Raw genomic sequence first — 24,973 nt, forward strand, 5'->3', positions numbered from 1 at the left:
CATTCTCCTCAATATAATGTAATATATGTACCGTTGCCGTTTTTTACCAGTTCAATGGTAAATTCATAGGAACCAGGGACCAGTACTACCGGCCCGTCCAGGTCAGGGACTGCGGCATACTTTGCCTTTGACGGCACGGTTTTGGTAACTCCCTGGTACGTGGTATAATAGATGATATTTCTCTCGTCGGGGCTGGTCAACATAGGAATAGTCCCATCCTGCGGCGGCATAGCACCGAATACAATCAGTTCTATCCCTTCCGGTACTTTGAACCGGATTATTTCCATGGTGCCGGTATTATCGGCCGGATCTGAAATATCCCTGGCACCGCCCTGCTGGTATATGGCAGATGCCCTGGCCTCAAGTGCAGACAGGTCTGCAGAAAACCGCTTAACCTGGGCATCCTTCGTAAGGTCTGCCAGTGCAGTTGCAGATAATGCCACTATGATTCCCATAAGCACAGCTGCTGCTGTAAATCGCATAGGGAGCGCATCAGCTCCATCTTCACTATTAATCCACACACGAGTGTAAAATCTCGTTATCTTATATGACAATTGCTAATATATGTTAATATATTAATCTGAATATAAATATCAGGGGCAGATCTGGTCAGATACACAAGATTGCACCCGGTGTGTGGTTGTATTACATGGATCTATCTACATGCTTTACACTTTTAACCGATAATACCTGCTTTACACTTTCAACCGATGAGACCTGCTTTACACTTTTAACCGATGAGACCTGCTTTACACTTTCAACTGATGATACCGGTTTTGCACTTTCAACTGATTATGTTTATTTACCGAAATGGCTATAATCAATTATGCCCAATATCTTCCTTAGTTTTATTAAAAGTAAAACAGACAATGGAGCAGGGAGGTTATAGAAATATGGAACTTAATAATTTTTTAAAAGAAAAAGGAACAGATGAGAAACTATCGCAGCTGATCATGCTGTTCAGTGAGCAGGCCGGGGTTATCAAAGAAGGCTTTCTAAGCGCAAGAGGGGCAGCCGATACAAAGAACGTCTACGGTGAAACACAGATGGCCCTTGATAAATGGGCTGATGAGGTATTGATAGATGCCCTCAGGGAATCAAGACTTGTCAGGTGGATCGCCACAGAAGAACAGCCCGATATCATTGAGGTGGATGGTGCGATTAACCAGTTCGGGGTGACCATTGACCCACTGGACGGTTCATCCCTCATAGACGTGAACCTGGCAGTTGGCACGATCGTGGGCCTTTACCCGGGCCATGTGCTGGAGCCGGGCAATACCATGGTGGGTGCCCTGTACATCCTGTACGGACCGCTTACTACACTGACCTATACCACGGGCAGCGGAGTGCATGAGTTCGTCATGGGTGAGGACGGCCGCTTCACATTGATGCAGGAGAACCTGACCATCCCTGATGGCAAGATATACGCTCCCGGAGCTTTACGCAAGGATTACCTGCCCTACCATAAGCAGTTCATCGAGCAGCTTGAATCCGAAGGTTACAAACTGAGGTTCTCAGGGTCATTTGTAGCAGATGTACACCTAATACTGCACAAAGGGGGTTTGTTTACCTACCCCGCATTTGCAGGCAAGGATTCGGGAAAACTCAGGCTGCTGTTTGAGGGAACGCCCATGGGTAAAATGGTGAGCGAAGCAGGAGGTGCCATATCCAATGGAAGGGGTAACCTGCTGGATGTAAAACCCTCCTCTGTCTCGGACCGCACACCTATATATGTAGGCGGGAAACGGGAGATCGCTTTGATCGAATCACTTGTAAAAGGGTCTGGAACATAGCATGAATCTCCTGGCAGAGGACATTGAACAGATCGGGCATATAATGGCACAGAGGTATTTTACTGAACAGGGCTGGAAATTTACTGACCTCAGGTTATCAGGAAGCAAGATCATAGGTGCGGTAGAAGTCATAAACGAACAGTATTCCAGGTATCCGTATATGAGCCGTGACTGGTATGTTGAAAATTCGGCAGAAAAGAGCTTCCACCTGTCCAGCAGGTGGGATAAACTGACCGTTCTGGCCAGCCTGCTGCAGACCTGCCCGGATATGTTCGATTTCCTGCTTAAGATCAATGACCAGAGGTCCCTATGCATTGTAAAAACCCTGCAGTCCGACCTGAACAGGCAGCAGCAAAATGCTATTGCTGATGCCAGGAGATCGGGATTTAATGTGTATATATTCAGGGCAAGTGTCCCGGAAAGTCCGGACTTTGAACTTGAAGAGATTGTAGGCGGCATATCCGGCCGCGGGACTTTCAGATAATGGGAAGATATATAGAGAAATACGGAGAATATCAGGAGAAAATATAACAGCATCGGATGCATCAATGCATGTGAAATGGTCTTTCCTGCACCAGCCCAACTACCAAGTTAATGTGCGATTAATTAACTTGTCCACATCATAACCCATAACTTCAAAGAATGTATAGTCCGTTATCAAGTAATTGTTCGGGACAAGGGTATCAAGAAAACCATACCAGTAAACCACCATTCCCGGGCCGTACAGGTCCTCATAGAAACTGAACTGTTTTAACTGGTACCTGTTATGCTCTTTCTCATCAGCGAACACAGCCTTGCTTTCAATCCACATTACATCGATCCCATCAACCTTATAAGGCTCAGAAAGCAGGAAATCAGGAGTCTTGGTGTTAGGTTCCTTGCTCATATCAGATTCTGTGATAAATTCCAGGTCACAGTGCTCAAGCCATTCATGTATCAGATCCTCACCCATCCTGCCCTGGCCACTCTGCACTGAATGGGCCCGGGGCGAGAAACAGAAATCCACTTCAATTGCCTTTATCAGTTCGTATCTTAACCGTTTATCTTCAAGCACGTCAGGGTTTTTTACCACCGTTTTGCTCTTATAACCCATTTCTTTAAGCATGATAGATGCCAGGAGCACTGGCGGGAAATTATTTTTGCTGGCAAGTTTTAGTATGGTGTCTCCCCGTTTCCATGACCTGGCCAGGGCGGGAGCTTTATTAACTATACGGCTGTGGTATTTCCTCACATTCCTTACAGTCTTCTGGTGAAGTATATTAGCGACCGCACCCGGATTTAAGGAGTACTTCTTTGATATCCTGCCAATATCCTCTTGGGATTCCACTTCCTCAAAGAGCCTCTGGTATGTTTTTTTAATCATTTTATTCGACTTGGTAGATTTATAGGTATTATGTATGTTATCTGATTAAGGTTATTGTTGTAAATAATCCTATTTTGTATCTTTGTTTATTTTCAAAACGGTTTATTTCAACCGACTAGACCGGCAGTGGGTAATAATTGCTGGTATAATGAATACTAAGAATTGTATATATAAGATGTGATAAACAACACCAAATATTTATTGTCACTTCAAAAAAATTAAAAACATAAACTTTTTATAATATGTATTCCATATCCACTGTTTGAAAAATTATATGGATATTTATAATATATTTACAATATATCATAATTAATAAGTAAAACTGGTGGGAGATTTATGGTTCATAAAAGCAGGCTTCTGTTATATGCAGTAATGGCTCTGGTTATTCAGACTGGAATCGCAAGTGCAACGACTATCACTGTTAATGATAACGGGGAAGAGGATTATACGAGCATACAGGAGGCTATTGATGTTGCCAATAGCGGAGATACCATCCTTGTACAAAATGGAACTTATTATGAGCATTTATTATTAATTCGGGAATATAATTTAACCCTGCTTGGTGAAAATAAAGAAACCACAATCATAGACGGCAGTGGGATGGGTGGGATAATAAAATTGATTTCTGTTAATAACAGCACTATTCAAGGATTTACTGTCCAGAATGGAACGAAACCTCCATTCACCGAGGGCTTTCCGGCAATCATAGGCTACACCCAGGAATTTCTCAAAGAGAATTACAGTTTAACATTGCTGGAAGTGGATGTAGATGGAAAAAAAGCATGGATATCATTATCCAAAAATGGAAATGAAGTAGACAACGAAGTTATACAAATCGGTGAGATATATAACTATGGAGCATTATTGAGTTTTAAATTGGATGAAATATTATTGGGCAACTCAAAAAATTTCATCGAAATAAGCAATGTAAACCAGTTTTCTGAAATTGATAATAGTACGAAAATTGTTGATAATGAGTCTGCATTACTCGTACCAGGACCAAGTGGTAGATTCATGCCTACTGGTGGGGGTATTAGCAGAGAACTTAAAGAGAATTATTCTTTAAATGTGATTGATATTCAGACGGTTGGCGATCAGCGCAAGACAATGCTGTTTCTTTTAAAAAATAATTCTGTTATAGATTACGATATAATAAATGTTAGTGAGAATTATACATATTACAAAAATGGAAATTTATTATTAAAAGCAGATATTGAGGCTGTTTTTAGTGGCGAAGGTGGAATCTATCTTGTCAAGCTGTCTCATGTGCATCAATATTCAGAGAACAATCCCGCTGATATATTATTGAGTGATGCTGTTTATCTTTACTTCGTTGGAAATGCAAGGGAGACAGAATGGATTCTTGAACAGAATTACATATTAACTGCCATGGATATCGATATCGAAGATAAATACCGCATGGCACCACCTCCTATAACACCTGGTTCACAGCAGTTTATAGAGGCCACAATGGACATTAAAACAAATAATTATATTCCCCAGCTTTGGCTCAGGTTAATGAAAGATGGGGCCACTATTGAAGATCAATTTGTATGTTCTGGAGATAATATTACCTTTTATAACGGCTCGAAAATATTAGATTTGACTGTGGGAATAATATTCGACGGACGAGATGCAGACCTTGCTACTATTTTAAATATATCTCAATATAATGAAACAGATGAAAATGACAGACTAATTCAAAATGAGTCCCATATGTACATATTCGAGTATCTGGAAAGAGATACCAGGGAGTTAGATGAGAACTACTCAATTACCTTTATGGATATTGATTCAAGCACTTATTCCAATCCGCTTGTATGGGTGAGGATGGAAAAGAACGGCATACTGGTTGATGACCAAATAATTGCTCAAAATGAGGTATACCAATTTTATAACAACAGTATCAAGATTTTCAATGCATATATAGATACCATTTTTAGCGGGAGATATCTTGACCTATTAATTCTTACTAATATCACCCAGTACTGTGAGGAGAACGGGACACAGTTACTTGTGAACGCCAACTGGAGCATATATTCTGATAATACCGAACTGATTGAAAATCTTAATGAGAACTCAATACTTTATGGAAACTATACTATAATTCCAGTTGATATAGATGTAGATGGAACGAAAGTCTGGATGCGATTATATAAAAATAATACAATGGTAGATGAAATAATTCTTCAACAAGGGGAGGATTATTCATACTATCTGGACAGCGAGGAGATCATCTCCACAACGCTTGAAACTGTTTTTTTTGGTAAGTACTCTGAACTTATTAAATTAGTAGATATTTATCAATATTCAGAAGAAAATGGAACATTAATATTGTACAAGAATACTGAATTATTAGAATTACAACATTTCAGGTTTAACAATGATGAAGGGATCCATATAGGTACTTCATCATCAAATATCATTTGTAATAATAACCTTCAGGACGTTGGGCGGGGCATATCATTGGTTTTTTCAATTAATAATACGCTTATAAATAATAATATTACAGACAACAATTATGGTATACACCTAGAAGATTACAGTAATTATAACTCAATTACAGATAACAATGTCATAAACAACTCCGAGGGTATCAAGCTTCAAAATTCTAATTACAATCATATCTATATTAACAATTTCATAAATAATAGCGATAATGGTTATTCTTATGTATCAACTAATTTATGGAATTCAAGTGACCCTATATACTATCAATATAACGATTCTACTTTTATTAATTACATGGGCAATTACTGGAGTGATTATACAGGTTCAGATGCAGACTATGACGGTATCGGTGACACTCCTTACAATATTAGTGCAGGAGTATGGGATATATATCCACTAATAGAGCCATGGGCTCAACCAGTTGATACCACTCCACCTACTTACTACTCAGGCAACCGCATCTGGGATGAAGACGCTGACATGTCTGATACCTACACCTGGACTCCCAAAAGTTTCAGCGGCTTCTACTATGACCTTGACAATGACATAGGAGGAGAGACCCTTACCATTGAAGACATTGACAGGTCGCTTGGCAGGGGCGACATCATATACGAGACATCCCCCATATCTATAGATTTCGAGCAGGACATCTGGAAGACCTACGAAGTCATCGGCTTCATGGCAGACCGCTACTTTGCAGGCTACACCGACGATACCAATTTCGCTTCATCCAGCGACAGCCTGCTGGACGAGAGACAACTCAGCAAGGTCCTGATGGATACGGATAAGAAATACAATCTAAGTTCGGGTACATCCCTGGAACTGGAAGAAGGGTATAATTTCAGGATCGCTGAATTCAGTTCAGGCGCTGAATTCAGTTCAGGCGGCGATGCTGTGATGGTGGCATTGTTCAAGAACGACGAAAAGGTGGTTGAAGATATAGTCGAAGAAGATGACACCTTTGTCTATGAAAAAGACATGGGAGGTGTCAGGGATATGCCTATCATTGCTATCTACTTCGATAGTGTATATGTAGGAACAGAGACCAGCACCGTTGTGATCGAGGGTATCTTCCAGATTTCTGATAAATATATCGATGTCAGTACTGGGGATGAGTTCGGCTTGATGGAGATCAAGAGCGCAGACTCAACCGGCATTGAAATGGAAAATGACAATACCGTAAGTCTGGGCAAAGGAGATGATTTCAACCTCATGGGCAAGATCAATATCATAGTAGCTGATTCAAATACACTACGTTTTGCACCCTATGTTGATATGTCAAAACCCGGCACTTATGAACTAAGGGGTATGGTAACAGAAGAAATCGAATTTGAGTGGACACCCTTCAACTTTGAGGGGCTGCTCTATGATATCGACACCGGAGAAGGTGATGAGATATTACACATCAAAAGAGATAGCTCTGGTGACCGATCAATAGGGGAAAATAACCTGTCATATATGACAAGCCCCATCTCAAAGAACTTCGAACATAACGGTGACGGATGGAATACATTCCAGTCCATCGGGTTTATGGGGTATACATATTTTGCAGGCTACGAGTCCAATTCATTTGTCTCCAGCGATAGGAGCCTCATCAAGGAAGGCAAGCTATCCAAAATACTTATCGACGAGGATAAAAACCACACCATATATGTCGGTAACTCCCTTACGTTAGAGGAAGGATATAGTCTCAGGATCGATGAGATCAGCCGCGACGGTGGTGCGTTAATGCTTGCCCTACTGAAGGACGGGGAAGAAATTACCACTGATATCGCCGGTGAAGGAGACACCTACATCTATGAGGTAGATGTGAATGGGACTGATATACCTATTATAGTAGCTCATATTGACAAAGTATCCGGTAGCAATGAAACGAATTCCTCACTCATATACGGTATATTCCAGATATCTGATAATTTTACCACAGTAAAAAAAGGGGATACCCACGGTATCATGGAAGTAACATCATTTTCTTCATCTTCAATTATATTGAAAAACAAGGATAGTTTCAATCTTTCCCATGGTGATACCATAAACATAATGGGTGATATCAAGTTCAAGGTCGCCGACGACGGCAGTGCCGTTCGTTTCTACCCATTCCGGGAGATTATAGAAGTACTGGCAATTATAACACAACCAGAAGATGGAGCATATATCAGTGGGACAATCAATATTATCGGAACGGCGAATGATACGAATTTCAAGAATTATACATTAGAAAGGAAGAACACATCAAGTGCCTGGATAGAGATAAAAAACTCAACCCAGCCTGTATCTGATGGAACACTTGCTATATGGAATACAACTAATCTGGAAGACGATGACTACATGATCAGGTTGACTGTTGCAGATAACACATTCAATTCAAATATAACCTTAATTAATGTCACAATCGACAACACACAACCTGAAGTAAACATTGCAGAGCCTGGAAATGGTTCAAACTTAAAATTCTTTGAGAATATGGTCCGAGTAGAAGTCAGAGATAATAACCTAAATTCTGCCCAATTGAAAGTAAAAAATGAAAAAGGTGAAACTGTAAACTCCTATAATCTAAACATCACAGATGGTGAGTTTAGTAAACGTGTAGAATTTGCACCTGATCAGTTTAACACATTAGAACTTGTTGCAGTTGACAAGGCAGAAAAGTCAAATAGTACAAATATAACAGTATTTGTCAGGAACAATTCACTGATTAACCAGACGGATGTCACAAAAGGTGTACCAGTAACAATTGACGCTCAAAATGAAATAAATACAACAATAGAATTTGTTTCAAATGTTAATACATCTAATGTAACTTTCACAGTAACCGCTATAACAAATGAGACCCAGATAAATAATCTCAGTAATTCAGTTTTTGCTGTATATGGTGAGATGGCATTAGGAAAAATCGTTGAAATAAACGTGACCGGGCTTAATGTCACTAATAAGTCAGAAGTTCTAAGTGTTACACTAAACCTATATTATACAACAAGCGACCTGGACCTTGATGGCGATGGCATCATAGAGACCGGAGAACTGGATGAGAATAACTTGTACATATACTGGTATAATGATACCAGTCAAAATTGGACAAAGTTATTAAAAGACAATCCTGATTGGGTTATTGACAACGGTCAATTGAAAATATCAGGAGCGAATCCTGGTTATGTATGGGCAAAAGTAAATCATCTCAGTATGTTCGCTCTGGTAGCACTTCCAATATCTGAACCCACTGAAGATGGCAACGGCGATGGTAGCGGAGGCGGTAGCAGTGGCGGAGGAGGCGGTTCCTCTGGAGAAGATTTCTATAACATTATCCTATCAGAAACCGACAGGCAGAGCGTATTCAAGAACTCCAGCGTCTCATTTATTTTCGATCTGGAAGGCAACATAGTCAAGTATATCAATTTCACAGCCCTGAATAGCGCTGGAACAGTAGCTGCTAAAGTTGAGATACTTAACCATACCTCTTCTTTGGTGAGTGCCCCACCACCGGATGAAGTATTTAAAAACCTAAACATATGGGTCGGGAACTACGGCTGGGCAACAGAGAAGAATGTGTTCGGTACTACTGTCAGTTTCATTATCGAGAAGTCATGGGTCACTGACAACGATATTGATGAGACCACAATCGCACTCTATCATTACAGCGATAATAACTGGAACAAGCTAGTGACCAGAAAGATTGCTGAGGATGCCAATAGCTTGCTATTTGAAGCTGAAACGCCAGGATTCTCGCCATTTGCTGTAACAGGTAAGAAGACTATGGAAGAAACCGGAGATGAAGTTATTATTGCAGAACCTACAATAACAGCAGATAAAACCTCAGCCCCAACACCAACTGAGAAGACAGGGATTCCTGGTTTCAGTCTATTTGTTGGCTTGTCGGTCTTGTTGATTGCAATGAGACTATTGCACAAAAAGAACTAAATAGGGCTGCATCAGCCCTATTTTGAATTTATTGGATGTATATCCTAACCTTTGCTTTTTTAAGCGCATAAGTCAAGTGTCTTCAGAATCTCATTTTGTTTTTCATAACCTTTGTAACAACAATATCTCTATTTGCTATACTTTCTATCTAATTTCACTCTGTGAATGAAATAACTGGTACTTAAACACTTGTCTTGTACCTCAAAATAGCTGCCATTCCCCCGAAGGCATTCATTAACTGGGCACCCTCTTCAAAATCAGTGGAAATAAACACTATCTGCGTACTCATCTGGTCCGCAAGCGTAGAGAGTTCATCTACCACATCCACAGAACCAGTGGCCTTGGCCGCTGCACCGCATTTCTTGCATCGAGCCAGTTCAGGCAAATCTTCACCAGCTCTTCGGGTCATGGTCACAGCATCCACATCACCACACTGGGTGCACTGGGTATTAATCCGCTCCCTTCGCAGGTCCTCAGACATCAGCAGCACTTCCACAGACCCCATCCGGAGGTTTTGCCTGACCTCTTCCTCGCCATATGCTGCCAGTCCTTTATCCCCTACAAGTTCCTTAAGGAAGCGTTCCATGTACTTCTTTTCCTTGATAACATCCAGGTTTATCAGGGCATCAGCAGCATTGTCCACCAGTTCAAACAAACCGCTCTCGTCAGTATAAGAAACATCAAACAGGCCCAGTATTTTCTTTTCCAGTTCATGGTGCAGGAATTCACCGTCGTTGAACTCCTCCTTGGTAGGCGAAGGACCACCTATCAGCACAGCCTCCAGGTTCTTATGGTCAACTGTCATGAATACTTTGCTGGCAGCATCACCTATCCGTTTGTAGAAATCATGGATAGCGATAAGGCGTAACTGCTGGAACCTGTGGGCACTTTGACCGCCCTTTCGCTGTTTACCCGGAACTGATGAGGTCATGTGGTCCCTGGTCTCTATATGCTTGCCCTTAAGCAGCCCGACAGTAGCCTCACGTCGGTCCAGCACCAGCAGGCCATAGGTCATTTTATCTGTCAGCATATCTTCAAGAGGTTCAAGGTAGAAAGCCGAATCGCAATGATATTTGTATGAGATAAGGGGTTCGGGCGGCTCCACACTAAAACTCTGCAGGTCGGTCTTGTTGCCCCCTATATCTACAGCTCCGGTGAACAGGATCACACCCCTCACGGGAGAGCGGGGGAAGTACCTTAACCTTGACATCAGGCTCTCAAGTGCACTCTGGACATTGGTCTTGGTGATTTTTGACTTGATGTTGGCTGCCTGGCCGTGTTCATCCCTGAGCTGGGCTACTACGTCAGATATTTGCTTATCCTGCGGGATGTACAGGGAAATAAGTTCTGTACCCCTGCCTTTCTTTGACCGCAGTTCTTCAAGCTGACGTTTGAATTCATATCGTTTATGAGCATCTGATTCTGCCATATATGTTAATATCTCCTGCTAAGACAATTGTAGATACAGTGCATCGTCTATATATTTTCTTGTAAACAGGCTGTCTAAAAACTTTACAGAAAAATGTTCCCCTTACACATTATGGAGGGAAACTGATATTTGCAATAAAAACCCAGACCACTGTATGGCAAGGGAATTCACACAAGAAGATATCGATATATTCAACAAGCTGGCCCCTGAACTGCAGGGTAACATCACTTCCCCGCAGGGACACCAGTACCTATTTCTTTTGCGCCCGGTATCCCACAGGTTGGCCCGATCAGAGGAGGATTTCAAGGAGCGATTGCTGCGGCTCACAGACGACGAACTGGAATACCTGGTAGACCTGGCACTCAAGGCACAGGAGGATATCAGGGGACTGGATGAGGATATGTATACCTTTTTTGAGGTAATTGATGAAAGGGTACCCCACAGGTTAGCAGCCCTTAAGGATTTCCTTGGAATAATGGGTTAGTTGTTCATTTTTCCCTGCGTATAAGACCGTATTTCTGTACCTTCTTCATTCTGGCAAGGTTCAACACCCTTACCATCTCCTTTTCTTCCAGGTCCCTGGATTCGATATAACCCATCTCCACTGCCTCATTGAATATCTCATACCCGCGTCCTGACCTTGTAAATACCGTGGTCCATCCATCAGGAGTACCTACACCACCAAAACTGATCGCTGCATGCCTGCCGGTGAGGTCTGTGCAGTATTTACATGAAGAACTCCTGTATGGGTCCAGTTCACTAAGATCGTAAACAAAGGTCTCACCCCCTTTCCCCAGTTCGATCTTCCCACGCCATATCTTCATACTTTCAATGTCTTTCAGTTCCAAGTGCCTGGATGCCACAAACTCTTCAATACCCTCGTGTGAGAACGTATCCATGCAGAATAGTCCCAGGGGAAGGATATTGGCACGCATGAACATATGCAGCAAACCGTAAGGGCTCTTGTCTATCTTATAGACCGCATCAATATTGCATGGTGGTCCTACAAAAGCGATACTTCGCATACCCTGCTGTACAGCATTCATCAGGGCCTGTATGGTCATGCTGTGGGCGTAGATACTGCCTGCAGACTCCATTAATTCGTCGTGGGTGGTGGCAATAACAGGTACAGGTCTCCAGGGGTCATCTTCGGATTTTACTGTGACTATTGCACAATCGATCAATCCCTCCTCCAGTAGATAAGCCAGCAGTGATGTGACTACTCCCCCATCCTGTCCCCTGACCCCTTTCAAGGCTGACCGGGCCGCATAAGGATGCCTCATACTGCCAACTAGTCCCTCCTCAGTAGTAATGGTACGGGGGCACTGGTTATAGCAGATACCGCATGCCGTACAGGGACCGATCAGCTTGGGTTTCTCGCCCTCCATGATAATTGACGGGCAGCTTGCTGCACAGGCACCGCAGGCAGCACAGATTCCGGGTTTAATTATATCCTTGCGCAGCCGGCCGAAAGATATCTTGTGTTTATCCTTCAGACTGCGTTTGACCCTGACGATGTTCTTTCTCATGTCATCGAATTTTTTCTTGCATTCAGGGTCATGGAAATAGTAGGTTCTTCCTTCGTGACCAGAGGTATATGGAGTATCCAAAGGTACTTCCCGCTTACATATTGGATCAATGGGCATATTTGTTTCTTCCTTGATTAAATCTGCGGCAATAGGTAATATTATTAACGGTGTGGAGAGAGGGGGCATAAGTTATCATTCCACCAAGTCCCGGAGTAGCCATAGAGTAGGTATTTATCCGAATCTATTGTTTATTGAATTCCAATGAAGCACACTATTCCTGAACTGTTATCCCCTGCAGGTAGTCCTGAGTCCTTAAAAGCGGCAGTAGAGAATGGAGCCGATGCTGTTTACCTTGGTTCAAATGAATTCAGTGCCAGGGGACATGCTGATAATTTTAACCGGGACAAGCTATTGGAAGCTATCGATTTTGCACACAAGCGGGATGTTTTGGCATATATCACAGTGAACACACTGGTGAAAGAGCAGGAAATTGAAGATGTCGTCCAATATCTGGAACAACTGTGCAACCACGGGGCTGATGCAGTAATAATCCAGGATCCGGGAATCCTGAATATATTAAATGAACACCTGCCAAAGCTGCCGATTCATGTAAGTACCCAGATGAGTATCCACAATAGTGCAGGCACAAAACTGCTGGGATCAATGGGTGTAAAACGGGCAGTACTTGCCAGGGAACTGGATATTGAAGAGATAAACACCATACGCTCGGCCACCGATATCCAGCTTGAGGTGTTCGTACATGGTGCAATGTGTATATGCTATTCAGGCAGGTGCCTTATGAGCAGTTTTATTGGTGGGAGGAGTGGAAACAGGGGATACTGCGCCCAGCCATGCAGGAAGGAATATTCACTTGAAGGGAACAGGATAAGGAGTACAATGAGTAGTAAATACCTGCTAAGCCCGAGGGACCTGAACCTATCATCCCGCCTCCCGGACCTTATAAATGCCGGAGTGGATTCCATCAAGATCGAAGGTCGCATGAAGCGTCCCGAATATGTGGCAGTGGTTACCAGGACCTATCGTGACATCCTGGACCGGTTTTCCACTGATCCAACGGCCGGGGCCACGCCGGATGAGATGAGGCGACTTGAGGTCATATTCAACAGGGATTTTACTGAAGGCTATCTCAACGGCGACCCAGGAAGAAAGCTTATGAGTATGGATACTCCAGGTAACAGGGGTATCCTGCTGGGGCACGTTACCGGTAGCAATCCGGGACGGAGGACAATCAGCGTGAAACTGGATGCCACCATCAATGTGGGTGATGGCATAATGGCTGGTGACAAAGGCACTTCAATACGCTTGCTGTGGATGGGATGGCATAAGGTTCAGAGTGCAAAGGCTGGGGAAGTTGTTACTTTTCCCTACGGTTCTGCCATTGCCTCAGGCACACCCGTGTTCAAGACATTTGATTCGACACTGGTCGCCTCAGCAAGAAAGACATACCGATCAGTTCAACGAAAGGTTCCTGTCACTGTTCAGGTTGAAGCAATAAAAGGTCATCCACTATTGGTCCGGATGAGTGACTATCATGGGAACACTGGGATATCAATGTCAGAGAATCTGATCTCTTCTGCAAGGCAGCAGCCGCTGGGTGAGCTGGCACTTGAGAAACAGGTCAGTAAACTGGGAGATACAAATTTCCAGGCAGAAGCAATCAATATACGGATGGATGATGATATTTTCATTCCACTATCCATGATCAATTCGGCAAGGCGCGAGGCGATCGAAGAAATCAGCCGGCTGCGACTTGCAGGGTACCGCCGGGTATGTGGTTCGATTGGGCTTATAACACCTCATCCACCTGATGTTAAGGACCACAGGCCGGTATTATCAGTCCGGGTGGCAGGCCCGGACGGGGTTTATGCTGCAGTTTTAGGCGGGGCTGCCAGGGTGTACGTTGATATTGAGGGCATTACAGGAAACGAGCCTGCGACCAATACTGCCATTGAAGAGGCGCACCGGGCAGGTATAGCTGTATTCATCCGCTTGCCTGATATTGTGAAGAATAAAGAAATGACTCTAATCACACGAACATTGGACAAACTCCATGGTGTTGACGGCATACTGGCAGCCGGGCCTGACCAGATATCCTGGTTAAAGGAGATGTATGACCTACCGCTGGCGGTAGATTACCCTGCTAATGTATTCAATACACAGGGACTGGACTTTTTAACCGGGCTGGGAGCGTGCAGCATTACCGTATCTCCTGAACTGACCCTGGATGAGATTGCCAGAATCTCTGTTGGTTATGATATTGAATGCCTGGTCCAGGGAAGTGTGCAGTTGATGGTATCCGAACACTGCCTGATCGGCGGAATCAAGAGGTGCAATATTCCAATCGGAAAGGGGTGCGATAGTCAAATTGAAGTTAATGGTGAAGTTAAGGGGAGCATGACAACTGAACAGGTCACCAGACCATGCCAGCCTGGGAGTACTGCGGGTGGGGTTACTGGGTGTAGTATCAGGGATAAAAAAGGATTTGTATTCCCTGTGAGACATGACAACCAGTGCAGGACACATATATACAATTCAAAGGAACTGGGTCTGATAGACAGTATACCTGGTATTATAAAAGCTGGAGTGAGATCTTTGAGGATAGAAGGAATGTTCTATGATGCAAAACAGGTGGGAGAGGTCACAATGTTATACTCCCAGGCTATTGACACGTACTTGAAAAATCCGGCACAGTATGATGAAAGTGTCTATCTGTCCAGGCTGAAGATGATGTTCCCGGGTAACCTGACCACTGGCCATTATTTCAGGGGTGTGCAGTAATGAACCGGGTATTCCTGTCAGGTTCAATACGGGGTGGGCGCAGATTGGTAGAAACCTACAGGTTAATGGCAGATGTGATGCTATCGGCTGGTGTGGAGGTGCTGAGTGAACATGTGGCCAGGGAGACGGTGTTTGATGATGAGAGGGAGATGAGCGAGCAAGAGATATTTATGAGGGATGTGGGGGGCATACAGCAGTGCGACTGCCTGGTGGCAGAGGTGAGCGTACATTCTATCGGTGTCGGATACGAGATATGCTATGCTGTGGGCCTGGAAAAGCCTGTTTTGTGTGTGTATGAACGGGACTCAAATGTATCTGCAATGGTGCTGGGGAATAAGGGGGTAGTGGTGCAGAGTTATACTGATCCGGATGAACTGCGTCAGATTGTGCAGGGGTTTGTGGGGTCGGTGGAGTCAGGTGGGCATGTATCGAAAAAAGTGGAAAACACTGGATAATGGGATTGTACCATGAACTGTCATTAAATATTCAGACTTGTCCATGATTTCAAGTAGAAATGTATATTAATATATTAATTTGCATCATCATGACATTTTTTATCTTTGAAAATGGAATCCTTGTTTGATGATAATAGCTTAATAGTTATCGTTTTTTTGACTTGTGATCTCTTCGTTACAAGTATAATTATTTAGTTACAGGTTTCATCATGAACTTACATTAATAATTGAGACAGGCCCTTTATTTCCATTGGAAATATATATTCAACTTTATACTAATTTTCATCGCAATGGTGAAATTTTCATCATTGGAAATAAAATCATGTTGTGATAATGGCTTAATCGTTATCGTTTGTGGACTTATGGTCACTGGATTGCAGGTATAATTATTTGAGACATGATTTGTCATGAACTTACATTAATAATTGCGGCTGCCCCTCTATTTCCGATGGAGATATATATTGTGTTTTATAATTATTTCCATCATAATGATGATATTTCCATCTTTGAAAATGAAATCCTTATTTGGTGGTAATAGTTTAGTAGTTATTGTTTTTGGCCTTATGGTCACTGGATTGCAGGTATAATTGTTTGAGAAACGGTTTATCCTGGACTTACATCAAAAATTGAGACATGCCCTGTATTTCCGATGGAAATATATATCAACCTTCATAATAATTTTCATCGTGGTGATGACATCCCTATCTTTGAAAATAAAAATCTTTTTGTGATAATTGGTTTGCAGTTTTCCTTTTTAAAATAATGATCCCTTTATTGTATTCCATTAAACATGCGTTATACAAGACTCGCTCTTTACGGCGCCAAACACTTGCTCGATTTATCCCATTAACGAACTTGATAACAATGTCATTACAATCCCGAATAACAAGGACAACAATGGTAAAGCCACAGCGATCAAAGCCTTGTTGCCACTTAGATCATGGATGTGCCTGACCCCTAAAAATACCAGGCCGATGCTCCACAATTTCAATAAAGTACCAGAAACCAGGGAAGCCTGGTATAATGGGTCGGACATAAAATCAGCCATATAATTGTTAGAAGCCCCGGTAGATGAAATAGTAATAGTGATCGGGTCAACAAAGTTCATTAATATAATTCCTACAACCGTACTGATTATATAAGGAATATAAGCATAGCCATACACCACCAGCATCTGGATGAACTTACCTTCCCCACCCAGTGCCACCGATATCAAATGGACGATACCTGCAGCAATAACCCACATAACAAATACGCCTATCAATGCAAAAATAATAGGCGTCACCGTGGTTATCAATTTCAATGTTTCCATACCACCGACATCCATATCACCATAATCATAGATAATCTTGCTTTGCATCAGGTATGCAGAAATTGCATAAAATACCGCAGTTATTCCAACAATAAGGACCGCTTCTTCTATGTAAGGATTTTCAGATATATCGTCTATCGTTTCTTTGGGACGTGTGATCATCCCGGTAATTCTTTCCATCAGGTTCATTCTTTTCCCTCCTAAATTCATTGTCTACAATATACCAATAAACATGCATTGTTTTGGGCATCAGGATTTATTTTCTAGCTAAACATAAAATACAATGTAGGTCCATTCCCCACAATGAAGAGCAATATTAGTATTGATACTGCAATCAGAGCTCTGTTTATACTTAAATCATGTATGAATTTAATACCCAGAATTACCAGACCGATGGTCCACAAATTCGCCACGATAGTGATGACATAAATAACCTGATAATATGGATCAGACATAAGTGCTCTCGTGCTTATTTCCACCATGTCGAACATTATACTGAAAGGTGAACTTACTGTTGAAAAGTCAAAGACAAGGTTTTTCGGACTCATTAATGAAATCAGTATCAAATTGACAACTGTACCTAACAACAAAGGAATATTTGCATAACTATTGATCATAAGCACCTTTTTGAACGAACCTTCCCCGCCTAATGCAATTGAAAAAAGATGCACTATCCCCGATACAATTATCCATCCTATAATTACACTAATAAATCCAATAATAATAGTGAACACCGAAGAACCGGAAGCTGCCGAATAACTAGAAGCTCCCGGATCACCCTGGTCCATACCAATAAATTCATAAATAATTATGTTCTGACTCATATATCCAAAAATTGCAGATAATATTGCAAATATTCCTATGATTAGTACTGCATCTTCAATATGTGAATTTTCAGATATGTCTTGAACTGTTTCCCTGGGATTTGTTATTATCCCGGTAATCCTACCTATCAGGTTCATTCTTTTCACTCCCATAATACGCTATTTATGATCATATTCATCATTCAGCCCTCAGTGCTTCCACAGGGTCCAGCCGTGCCGCCCTTGATGCAGGGTACACACCTGCTACCACGGATGTGATCACCCCGAAGGCCAGACCTATCAATATCGATGTCAGGGTCACAGTGCTGGGGAAGTTGCCCAGTACAGATATCAGGTATGCCAGGCCCCCTCCTAGGGAAACCCCGATAAGGCCGCTGACCAGACCCAGTATGCCGGATTCGATCAGGAACAATGTCCTGATATCACCTTTATTAGCACCCACTGCTTTCATGACACCTATCTCCTTGATCCGTTCAGTAACAGTAAGCATCATCACATTTATAATACCTATGCCACCCACTGCAAGGGCCACAGCACCTATGCCGCCCAGTCCGTATTTTATTTGGGTGAGCAATTCTGTTAGACTTTCCAGAAACCCGCTCTGGTCAAAGATAGTATATTTTTCATTCCTGTGGGTCCTCTGGAGACTTTTGTCCATCCGTTCAATAGTTTCAGCAATCATATCCTGGTCTTTTACCCAGACATTGATCGATGAAAATGAATACTCTTGAATGTCGAGTAGATTCTTCATGCTCGGGTGGGTAATATATATCTGGGAATTGCTACTGCCTCCAAGCAAGGACATCTGTTCCACATCCTCAAGGATACCCACCACCTTATAATCAATACTGGTATTGGTCAGGCTGTTCGTAAGTATAATATGTGACCCGGGGTTGATCTTCATATCAAACATCTTATTGGCAATATCATATCCCAGCACCATACTGCTGCGGTCCGAATCACTTAGGAACCTTCCAGCCTCGATAGTATCGGATATCTTTGATTCTTTTGATGGTGTTATGGCAACGACACCCACACTTCGTTCATCACTACGAAACTCCATAAGGGCCCCGGTAGAACGGCGCGGAGAGACACTCTCAACACCTATTACACCTTCCAGCAAGGAAACATCCCTGTCATCCAGTACTGCATTCTTCATGGGTCTGCCAGTGCCGGCAGGCTCGAAACCTCCAGGTATGACCTGCACCATGTTCAGGTCCATATCACCAAAAGCAGAGGAAACCCCGGTTACCAATCCTTCGCCCACAGAGAGCATGACCACGATAGCTGCCACTCCTATGATAATGCCAAGACTTGACATTACGGTCTTGAACTTCTCACCACTAAAGCTCAGGAATACAAATTCCAGGGCATCGTAGAATTTCATATTTCTTCTCTGGAACTTCTTCGCTTTCGCATCACGACAAAGAAAATTATTATTACCGCAATCATGCTGCCCACTATTCCGAACACCAGCCAGGGATTTGAATCCTTATCCACAATGATCAGGGGCTTTGAGTTGTTCACATTAATGGTCTGGATATCAGATTCGTGCCAATTGTTGCCGTTCTTGAATACTGCCTTGACCCCCATCTGTTCAACACCGTCTTCAGGCTCGATATCGAACTGGATAGTGAACATCTCATCAGAATCCATTGTGCCTATGAAATACTGGGCAGGCCGGAACTCTACATTATCTGTTACAGGAACAATGGTCACTGCTTTTACTGTGTTTGGTCTTACATTTGCAATATCCAGGACAATAAAATCCGAGTTCCTGCCGACCTCAGAATTTATTAATTTTATCCCTGAAGTATCGATGGTTACAGGAATCTTCCATTTAACATCATACATATCCCCTCCTCCAATGAAAACAAAATCTAAAAAACGGATACTATCGGGGGCATCCTCGCTTACCTTGATCGAATATGCAAATTCTATAGTGTCACCCGGTCCGAGCAGTCCCACATCATAATAGGAATTGCTTGTAACCTGGATATGACTATCTCCTGATAACGAAGCGTCTAGTACCTGGGCTGAAAGGTCGAAGACTTCTTTGGTCCTGTTATCCACAAATACAGAATAGGAATAATCCTTTGCTGCATTATTCAGTGTGACCGTCACTGTACCCTCATCCCCTGGCATAAGATATGCCGGGTCCACTGAGTAATCCACCATTACAGATGGCCGGACAGTGATGTCAGTATCGGCAACTGAGACCTGTACCATTATCAATATTAATAAACATCCGATTATCCTTGTTATTTTCATACTATCGTACCGTCCCTTATCCTTATTATCCGGTGGCATGTATCTGCAATATCCTGTTCATGAGTGACCATTACAATTGTTATACCATTTAAATTAAGTTTTTTAAAAATATCCATGATCTCTTCACCTGTCCTGGAATCAAGATTGCCTGTGGGTTCATCTGCCAGGATGATGTCGGGCCTGTTGACCATTGCCCTGGCTATGGCGATCCTCTGCCGCTGTCCTCCTGAGAGTTCGGGAGGCTTGTGTTTCATGCGGTCCTCCAGTTTTAGTTGTTCCAGGAGTTCTATGGCCCTGGCCTTTCGCTTTGCCTTTGGTATATCCTGGTATATCATAGGCAGTTCCACGTTTTTCAGGGCATCGAACCTGGCTATGAGGTTGAAGGTCTGGAACACAAAACCGATCTTTTTGCCTCGTATCCTGGCAAGTTCCATGTCAGAAAGGGCTGAGGTATCCACGCCGTCAATGAAGAACTTGCCATGGGTGGGCCTGTCAAGCAGACCGATCAGGTTCATTAGTGTGGTCTTGCCGCTGCCGGATGGACCCATTATGGCAACGAACTCGCCGCGCTTAATAGAGATGTTTATATCTTTAAGTACCGGGACTGCAAGTTTACCAAGGTGATAGGTTTTATCGACGTCTTGTGTGGATAGTACATCTTCCATTTTTTACCTCGATTATTACCTCTAACCTGTTTTCATGTACCGGACTATTTCGCCTATAGCAGGCCGTTTTCCATACATCAGCAGTCCTACCCTGAACAACCTGGCAGAGATTATTATTACGAAATAGACAGACACTATTAAAATAATTAAGCTTACTGCTATCTGGTAGAGCGGTACATCAGAAACGCCCATACGTATAAGCATGGCAACAGGAGATGTCAGCGGGAACATGGAAAAGAACATTGATAACGTACCCTCTGGTTCGGTGATCAATACCTGCATGAAAAATATGGGTGCTATAGCCGGGAAAGTGAAAATTGGAATGAGCTGCTGGCTTTCACGCATAGAACCGCTTATTGCTCCCACAGCACCCATCATACTGGCAAATAACAAAAATCCGAGTATGAAATATGCCAAAGACAGGATCAATAAAAAGGGATTGATAGATAAGGCAAAAACATATATCAATCCGGCAAAACCCACTGACAGCCAGATCGCTATCTGCAACAGTCCTACCGATCCCAGTCCGATGATCTTTCCTGTGAGCATTTCAATTGGAGTTACTGAGGATAACAGTATCTCGATTATCCGGCTCTCTTTTTCCTCTGCTACACTTTGCAGTAAATATCCGGAAGAAGTAAAAATTGAAATTAACAGTAGTATACCGGTTAAATATGGAAGTGCAAAATCTTCCAGCAGATCGGATAGTCCTTTTTCACTGACTTCACCTGTGGTTTCAATAGAAAATCGTTTAAATGTTATAGGATCCTTGACCCGCTGCAAGGTTTCTTCATCCACCTTATCCTTAAGCAAGTTGTTTACCATCAATTCAGAAAGTTCTTTTTGAGGAATGTCTGTTAATTTTCCTATCACATAAGATTCGACAATTCCGGTCTTAATGTAATCTTCAGGGATGATCAGGTATCCTGATAATGTTCCTGATCCAAGGTCCTGTTTGGCAGATGCAACATCTGAGTATTGTGTGAATTTTATAATTGGATATTTTTCATTATTCGTGCCATCTAATTCCTTGTTATTTGTTACTCCCGGTATTTCATTTGAAAAGATCATTGATCCTCTTACTGTGATCTCATCAGGAAATTCAAATGAATTTGTTTTGTCAATGTAACCCAGGTTCAGATCTTCAGGTGATGATGTGCCTGCCAGTAGTAAGGGAACTAACATAATGAGGATAAAAAAAAGCGGGAAGCCTAATGTCATCAGTATGAATTCTTTTCGTTTTACTGTTTTCAGGAACTCGTATTTTGCTATCATTATGGATTTATTCAACTGGATACCCCCTTGACAATTTTAATGAAGATCTCGTTCAAGGACGGGGTCGATTGTTCAAGGCGCAGGATCCTGACCCTTGTTACAATATCTTCAATAAGGGACTGGACATCATGTCCATCTTTTAAGAATATCTCAATATAAGTCCCATGCCGGATGATATTTTCAACCTGGTCGAGTCCTTCAAGTGAGCTTAGGTTCCCCTCAAATTCCAGGAAAATGGAATTATTGCGGTGTTCATTTTTGATATCCCCGACCTTACCATTAAGGACGACCATGCCGTTATTGATCATAAGTATGCGATCGCACATGGCTTCTGCCTGTTCCATCATGTGGGTGGAGAGTATGATCGTCTTACCACTTTTTTTTTGTTCGAGAAGAATGTTCTTGATGATCTGGGTATTTACAGGATCAAGACCGGAAAATGGTTCATCTACGACTATAAGGTCAGGACCATGAATAATAGTGGCAATGAACTGTATCTTTTGCTGCATTCCTTTGGAGAGCTCTTCGATCTTTTTGTCCTTATGCTCCAGCATTTCTACTGATTGCAGTAGATTAACAGTATTTTCCATTGCCCGGGTTTTTGTCATTCCTTTAAGTTGGGCCAGGTAAACCAGAAGTTCAATGACCTTGGACTTTTTATAAAGACCGCGCTCTTCTGGTAAATAGCCGATCCTGTCTTTCGAATTTGGATCAAGATCTTTCCCGAATACCTTGATATTTCCTGATTCAGGTTTTATAATGTCAAGCATCATTCGAAGGGTTGTAGTCTTACCTGCGCCATTGGGACCGAGAAGTCCGAATATTTCTCCTTGATCTACTGAAAAAGATATATTGTCAATAATCTTTTTATTACTGTATGATTTTGATACGTTTTCGAGTTCTAATATTATCATTGAGGTCAGTCCATTTACATTATAGATGTGTTTTTTAAATAAAAGGTTTGCGCAAATAAAATTATAATTAGATTTATATTCACCAACCAGTAAACTGTGAAATAAAACTTAATCCTCGAAAATAAAAACCTCTTCGATTTTTGATTCCAAAACTTTAGCTACATCATATGCAAGTTTTAATGAGGGATTATACTTTCCTCTTTCTAAAAACACAATGGTTTCTCTTCTTACACCTACTTTATTGGCAAGTTCTTCCTGGGTCAGATCATACTTTGCCCTTAGTTCTTTCATTCTTGTTCTCAGCTTACTCACCTGTCTTATTGTAGTACCACCTGAAGGTAATGAAAATCCATACTCCGATAATCCATATATTCCGGACTCCATCAGTTAATTCTATCGAAGGGGTTAATGATGGAGATAATTTCAGCATTCTGAGAAGCACGATTATTGTTGCAATCAACAGCATTGCAATAAACGCAGAATATCCGGCTTTTTCCCTGACTTTCACAGACCTTTCATCTTCTATTAAATCGCATTTGGGTTTCGTAGCTACGCTCAAACCAATTACAAGTCCAATCAATCCACCTAAAATTAGAATAAATCCGAAAACACTAACAGGTTCGATAAACAAGATAATAATAATTCCAGCCAGAATAGTGCACAGGCTGATTCCAATAAATTTTGTTATATCCTTGTCTGTTCTGAATTTCATTCAACCTCACCTTTTTTGTTATAAAACCATTGAAGAAAATAAAGTGAAAAGATACCTATAAAGATAATCAAAGTACCTGCATGCTTATATTCAATAGATACTGAAGTAAATCTGTCAATCAGACCAAGGATAATAACAACACTTGCCATTATCCAAAACGCATGATGGCCTGACCTGTCCGTATTTTTGTTAGTCCTCTCATCAGGCATAAAATATTCTACTGGTTTTGTTGCTACATAAACACCCGTAACACTCAATATTGTGCCAGCTATAATTAGGCAAAATCCTACAAAAAACAAAGACGGCATAAGAAAACTCAAAAGTATGCCAGCAATTACCATCCCTATACTCATTGACATGGGTCTCAAAATGTATTTATCTGTCCTGAATTTCATTCCAGACTGCTAAGCTTATCAAAATAATATGTCAAAATGCCCCATGAAAATATTCCAATATATAAAAGTACAAATACTGCTAAGCTGAAGTTTATGTTTAGCTGTAAGATGCCAGCAACTGAAGCAGAAGCAATCAATAATCCCGAAAGTATTAAAAATGCGTATAGTCCCGCTTTTTCAACACCTCTTTTAGTCCGTTCATCTCCCACAACTCCTGTTCTTGGTTTTATTATCCTGAAAAAGGAAGACATGGCGACGCCCAGCCCGATAAGAACAGGGAAGATTACCTGGAGGACTGATTCCGGATCTACTTCGGAGATGTTTTGGAATATTCTAATTATCCCACCTGTTGCTAGCGCAAGTCCCAGGACAAGGATGCACAAATTCAACAAAATTTGTGTATTGTTTTTAATTTTCATTCCAGATTACCTTTTTAGTTAGAAACCAATTTCGCATTTCACTTTTGAATAATATAACTGAAGTGAAAACTTTGATACTAATATCACAGTTAGAATAATTGCTAATACTTCAAATGCATCAAAAAGTGTTGGAAGAAAATGTAACACTATTGTCAATAATCCAATTGATATGATCGATAGATAGAATGCAATATCTGATGACTGTCCTGAAATTCTTTTAACCATCTCGTCTTTTTTCAATTCATTTTTGAATATTACTCTTCGTATGATATAACTTATGAATAGTCCAATTGAAACACAAGCCATCATATTTCCCAAAACCATATCGCCGTAAGAGTATAGGACAATTGCAACAATTCCAAAAAACGTAGTCAATGTCAAGTGTGTTATTTTATATTTCTCCATTCTGTTAATCTCCTTATGCTCGTTATTTTAATAATATGTTAACTATA

At 41.7% G+C, this 24,973-nt stretch carries 22 protein-coding genes; 6 read left to right on the plus strand and 16 right to left on the minus strand.

Annotated features, from left to right (window positions below; genetic code table 11):
- Window positions 1–8 precede the first annotated feature (8 nt).
- Window positions 9–521 (minus strand): hypothetical protein, encoded by a 513-nt coding sequence (locus HF974_10430; GenBank protein ID MBC2698722.1) that lies wholly within the window; start codon window positions 519–521, stop codon window positions 9–11.
- 372 nt (window positions 522–893) lie between these two features.
- Here HF974_10430 and HF974_10435 point away from each other — a divergent pair, with 372 nt between their 5' ends.
- Entirely contained in the window at window positions 894–1,793 is a 900-nt protein-coding gene (locus HF974_10435) for a fructose-1,6-bisphosphatase (protein MBC2698723.1), read from the plus strand.
- Between the two features lies 1 nt (window position 1,794).
- A complete protein-coding gene (locus tag HF974_10440) occupies window positions 1,795–2,277 on the plus strand; it encodes a hypothetical protein (GenBank protein MBC2698724.1) in 483 nt (160 codons plus the stop codon).
- A gap of 99 nt (window positions 2,278–2,376) precedes the next feature.
- On the opposite strand, the gene HF974_10445 is transcribed toward HF974_10440, so the two are convergent.
- Window positions 2,377–3,156 carry a TPD domain-containing protein gene (locus tag HF974_10445; GenBank protein MBC2698725.1) on the minus strand — a complete coding sequence of 260 codons (780 nt, stop codon included), beginning with the start codon at window positions 3,154–3,156 and terminating at the stop codon, window positions 2,377–2,379.
- Window positions 3,157–3,492: 336 nt separating this feature from the next.
- Between HF974_10445 and HF974_10450 the strand changes: the two genes are divergently transcribed.
- Entirely contained in the window at window positions 3,493–9,522 is a 6,030-nt protein-coding gene (locus HF974_10450; protein MBC2698726.1) for a PGF-pre-PGF domain-containing protein, read from the plus strand.
- Window positions 9,523–9,703: 181 nt separating this feature from the next.
- Here HF974_10450 and prf1 read toward each other — a convergent pair whose 3' ends face one another.
- Window positions 9,704–10,951, minus strand: a complete 1,248-nt coding sequence (gene prf1, locus HF974_10455; protein MBC2698727.1) for a peptide chain release factor 1 — start codon at window positions 10,949–10,951, stop codon at window positions 9,704–9,706.
- Window positions 10,952–11,105: 154 nt separating this feature from the next.
- Here prf1 and HF974_10460 point away from each other — a divergent pair, with 154 nt between their 5' ends.
- Window positions 11,106–11,435: a hypothetical protein gene (locus HF974_10460; protein MBC2698728.1), complete on the plus strand. Its 330-nt coding sequence runs from the start codon at window positions 11,106–11,108 to the stop codon at window positions 11,433–11,435.
- A gap of 4 nt (window positions 11,436–11,439) precedes the next feature.
- Here HF974_10460 and HF974_10465 read toward each other — a convergent pair whose 3' ends face one another.
- Complete coding sequence (locus HF974_10465; GenBank protein ID MBC2698729.1) at window positions 11,440–12,597, minus strand: NADP oxidoreductase; 1,158 nt, start codon at window positions 12,595–12,597, stop codon at window positions 11,440–11,442.
- Window positions 12,598–12,741: 144 nt separating this feature from the next.
- Here HF974_10465 and HF974_10470 point away from each other — a divergent pair, with 144 nt between their 5' ends.
- Window positions 12,742–15,279 carry a U32 family peptidase gene (locus tag HF974_10470; protein MBC2698730.1) on the plus strand — a complete coding sequence of 846 codons (2,538 nt, stop codon included), beginning with the start codon at window positions 12,742–12,744 and terminating at the stop codon, window positions 15,277–15,279.
- On the plus strand, window positions 15,279–15,734 hold the full coding sequence (locus HF974_10475; protein ID MBC2698731.1) for a deoxyribonucleoside 5'-monophosphate N-glycosidase: 456 nt from the start codon (window positions 15,279–15,281) through the stop codon (window positions 15,732–15,734). The genes HF974_10470 and HF974_10475 overlap by 1 nt, the downstream gene beginning before the upstream one ends.
- 838 nt (window positions 15,735–16,572) lie before the next feature.
- Here the strand turns inward: HF974_10475 and HF974_10480 are convergent.
- From HF974_10480 to HF974_10535, 12 genes are all read right to left on the minus strand, one after another.
- On the minus strand, window positions 16,573–17,235 hold the full coding sequence (locus HF974_10480) for a YIP1 family protein (protein ID MBC2698732.1): 663 nt from the start codon (window positions 17,233–17,235) through the stop codon (window positions 16,573–16,575).
- A gap of 74 nt (window positions 17,236–17,309) precedes the next feature.
- Window positions 17,310–18,017 (minus strand): YIP1 family protein, encoded by a 708-nt coding sequence (locus HF974_10485; GenBank protein MBC2698733.1) that lies wholly within the window; start codon window positions 18,015–18,017, stop codon window positions 17,310–17,312.
- A 31-nt stretch (window positions 18,018–18,048) separates the two neighbouring features.
- Window positions 18,049–19,257, minus strand: a complete 1,209-nt coding sequence (locus HF974_10490) for an ABC transporter permease (GenBank protein ID MBC2698734.1) — start codon at window positions 19,255–19,257, stop codon at window positions 18,049–18,051.
- The gene (locus tag HF974_10495; GenBank protein ID MBC2698735.1) at window positions 19,254–20,180 is read right to left on the minus strand and encodes a hypothetical protein; all 927 of its coding nucleotides are present in this window, start codon (window positions 20,178–20,180) and stop codon (window positions 19,254–19,256) included. The genes HF974_10490 and HF974_10495 overlap by 4 nt, the downstream gene beginning before the upstream one ends.
- A complete protein-coding gene (locus HF974_10500) occupies window positions 20,138–20,806 on the minus strand; it encodes an ABC transporter ATP-binding protein (GenBank protein ID MBC2698736.1) in 669 nt (222 codons plus the stop codon). Before HF974_10500 ends, HF974_10495 begins: the two co-directional genes overlap by 43 nt.
- Window positions 20,807–20,827: 21 nt before the next feature.
- Entirely contained in the window at window positions 20,828–22,081 is a 1,254-nt protein-coding gene (locus HF974_10505; protein ID MBC2698737.1) for an ABC transporter permease, read from the minus strand.
- A gap of 11 nt (window positions 22,082–22,092) precedes the next feature.
- Complete coding sequence (locus tag HF974_10510) at window positions 22,093–22,995, minus strand: ATP-binding cassette domain-containing protein (GenBank protein ID MBC2698738.1); 903 nt, start codon at window positions 22,993–22,995, stop codon at window positions 22,093–22,095.
- Window positions 22,996–23,103: 108 nt separating this feature from the next.
- Entirely contained in the window at window positions 23,104–23,298 is a 195-nt protein-coding gene (locus tag HF974_10515) for a helix-turn-helix transcriptional regulator (protein ID MBC2698739.1), read from the minus strand.
- Between the two features lies 1 nt (window position 23,299).
- Complete coding sequence (locus HF974_10520; GenBank protein MBC2698740.1) at window positions 23,300–23,707, minus strand: hypothetical protein; 408 nt, start codon at window positions 23,705–23,707, stop codon at window positions 23,300–23,302.
- Complete coding sequence (locus tag HF974_10525; GenBank protein ID MBC2698741.1) at window positions 23,704–24,102, minus strand: hypothetical protein; 399 nt, start codon at window positions 24,100–24,102, stop codon at window positions 23,704–23,706. Before HF974_10525 ends, HF974_10520 begins: the two co-directional genes overlap by 4 nt.
- Window positions 24,099–24,521 carry a DUF2178 domain-containing protein gene (locus tag HF974_10530; GenBank protein MBC2698742.1) on the minus strand — a complete coding sequence of 141 codons (423 nt, stop codon included), beginning with the start codon at window positions 24,519–24,521 and terminating at the stop codon, window positions 24,099–24,101. The genes HF974_10525 and HF974_10530 overlap by 4 nt, the downstream gene beginning before the upstream one ends.
- Window positions 24,522–24,539: 18 nt before the next feature.
- Entirely contained in the window at window positions 24,540–24,926 is a 387-nt protein-coding gene (locus tag HF974_10535; protein ID MBC2698743.1) for a DUF2178 domain-containing protein, read from the minus strand.
- Between the last annotated feature and the right edge of the window lie 47 nt (window positions 24,927–24,973).

The sequence above is a fragment of the ANME-2 cluster archaeon genome, assembly GCA_014237145.1.
Classification (GTDB): domain Archaea; phylum Halobacteriota; class Methanosarcinia; order Methanosarcinales; family Methanocomedenaceae; genus Methanocomedens_A.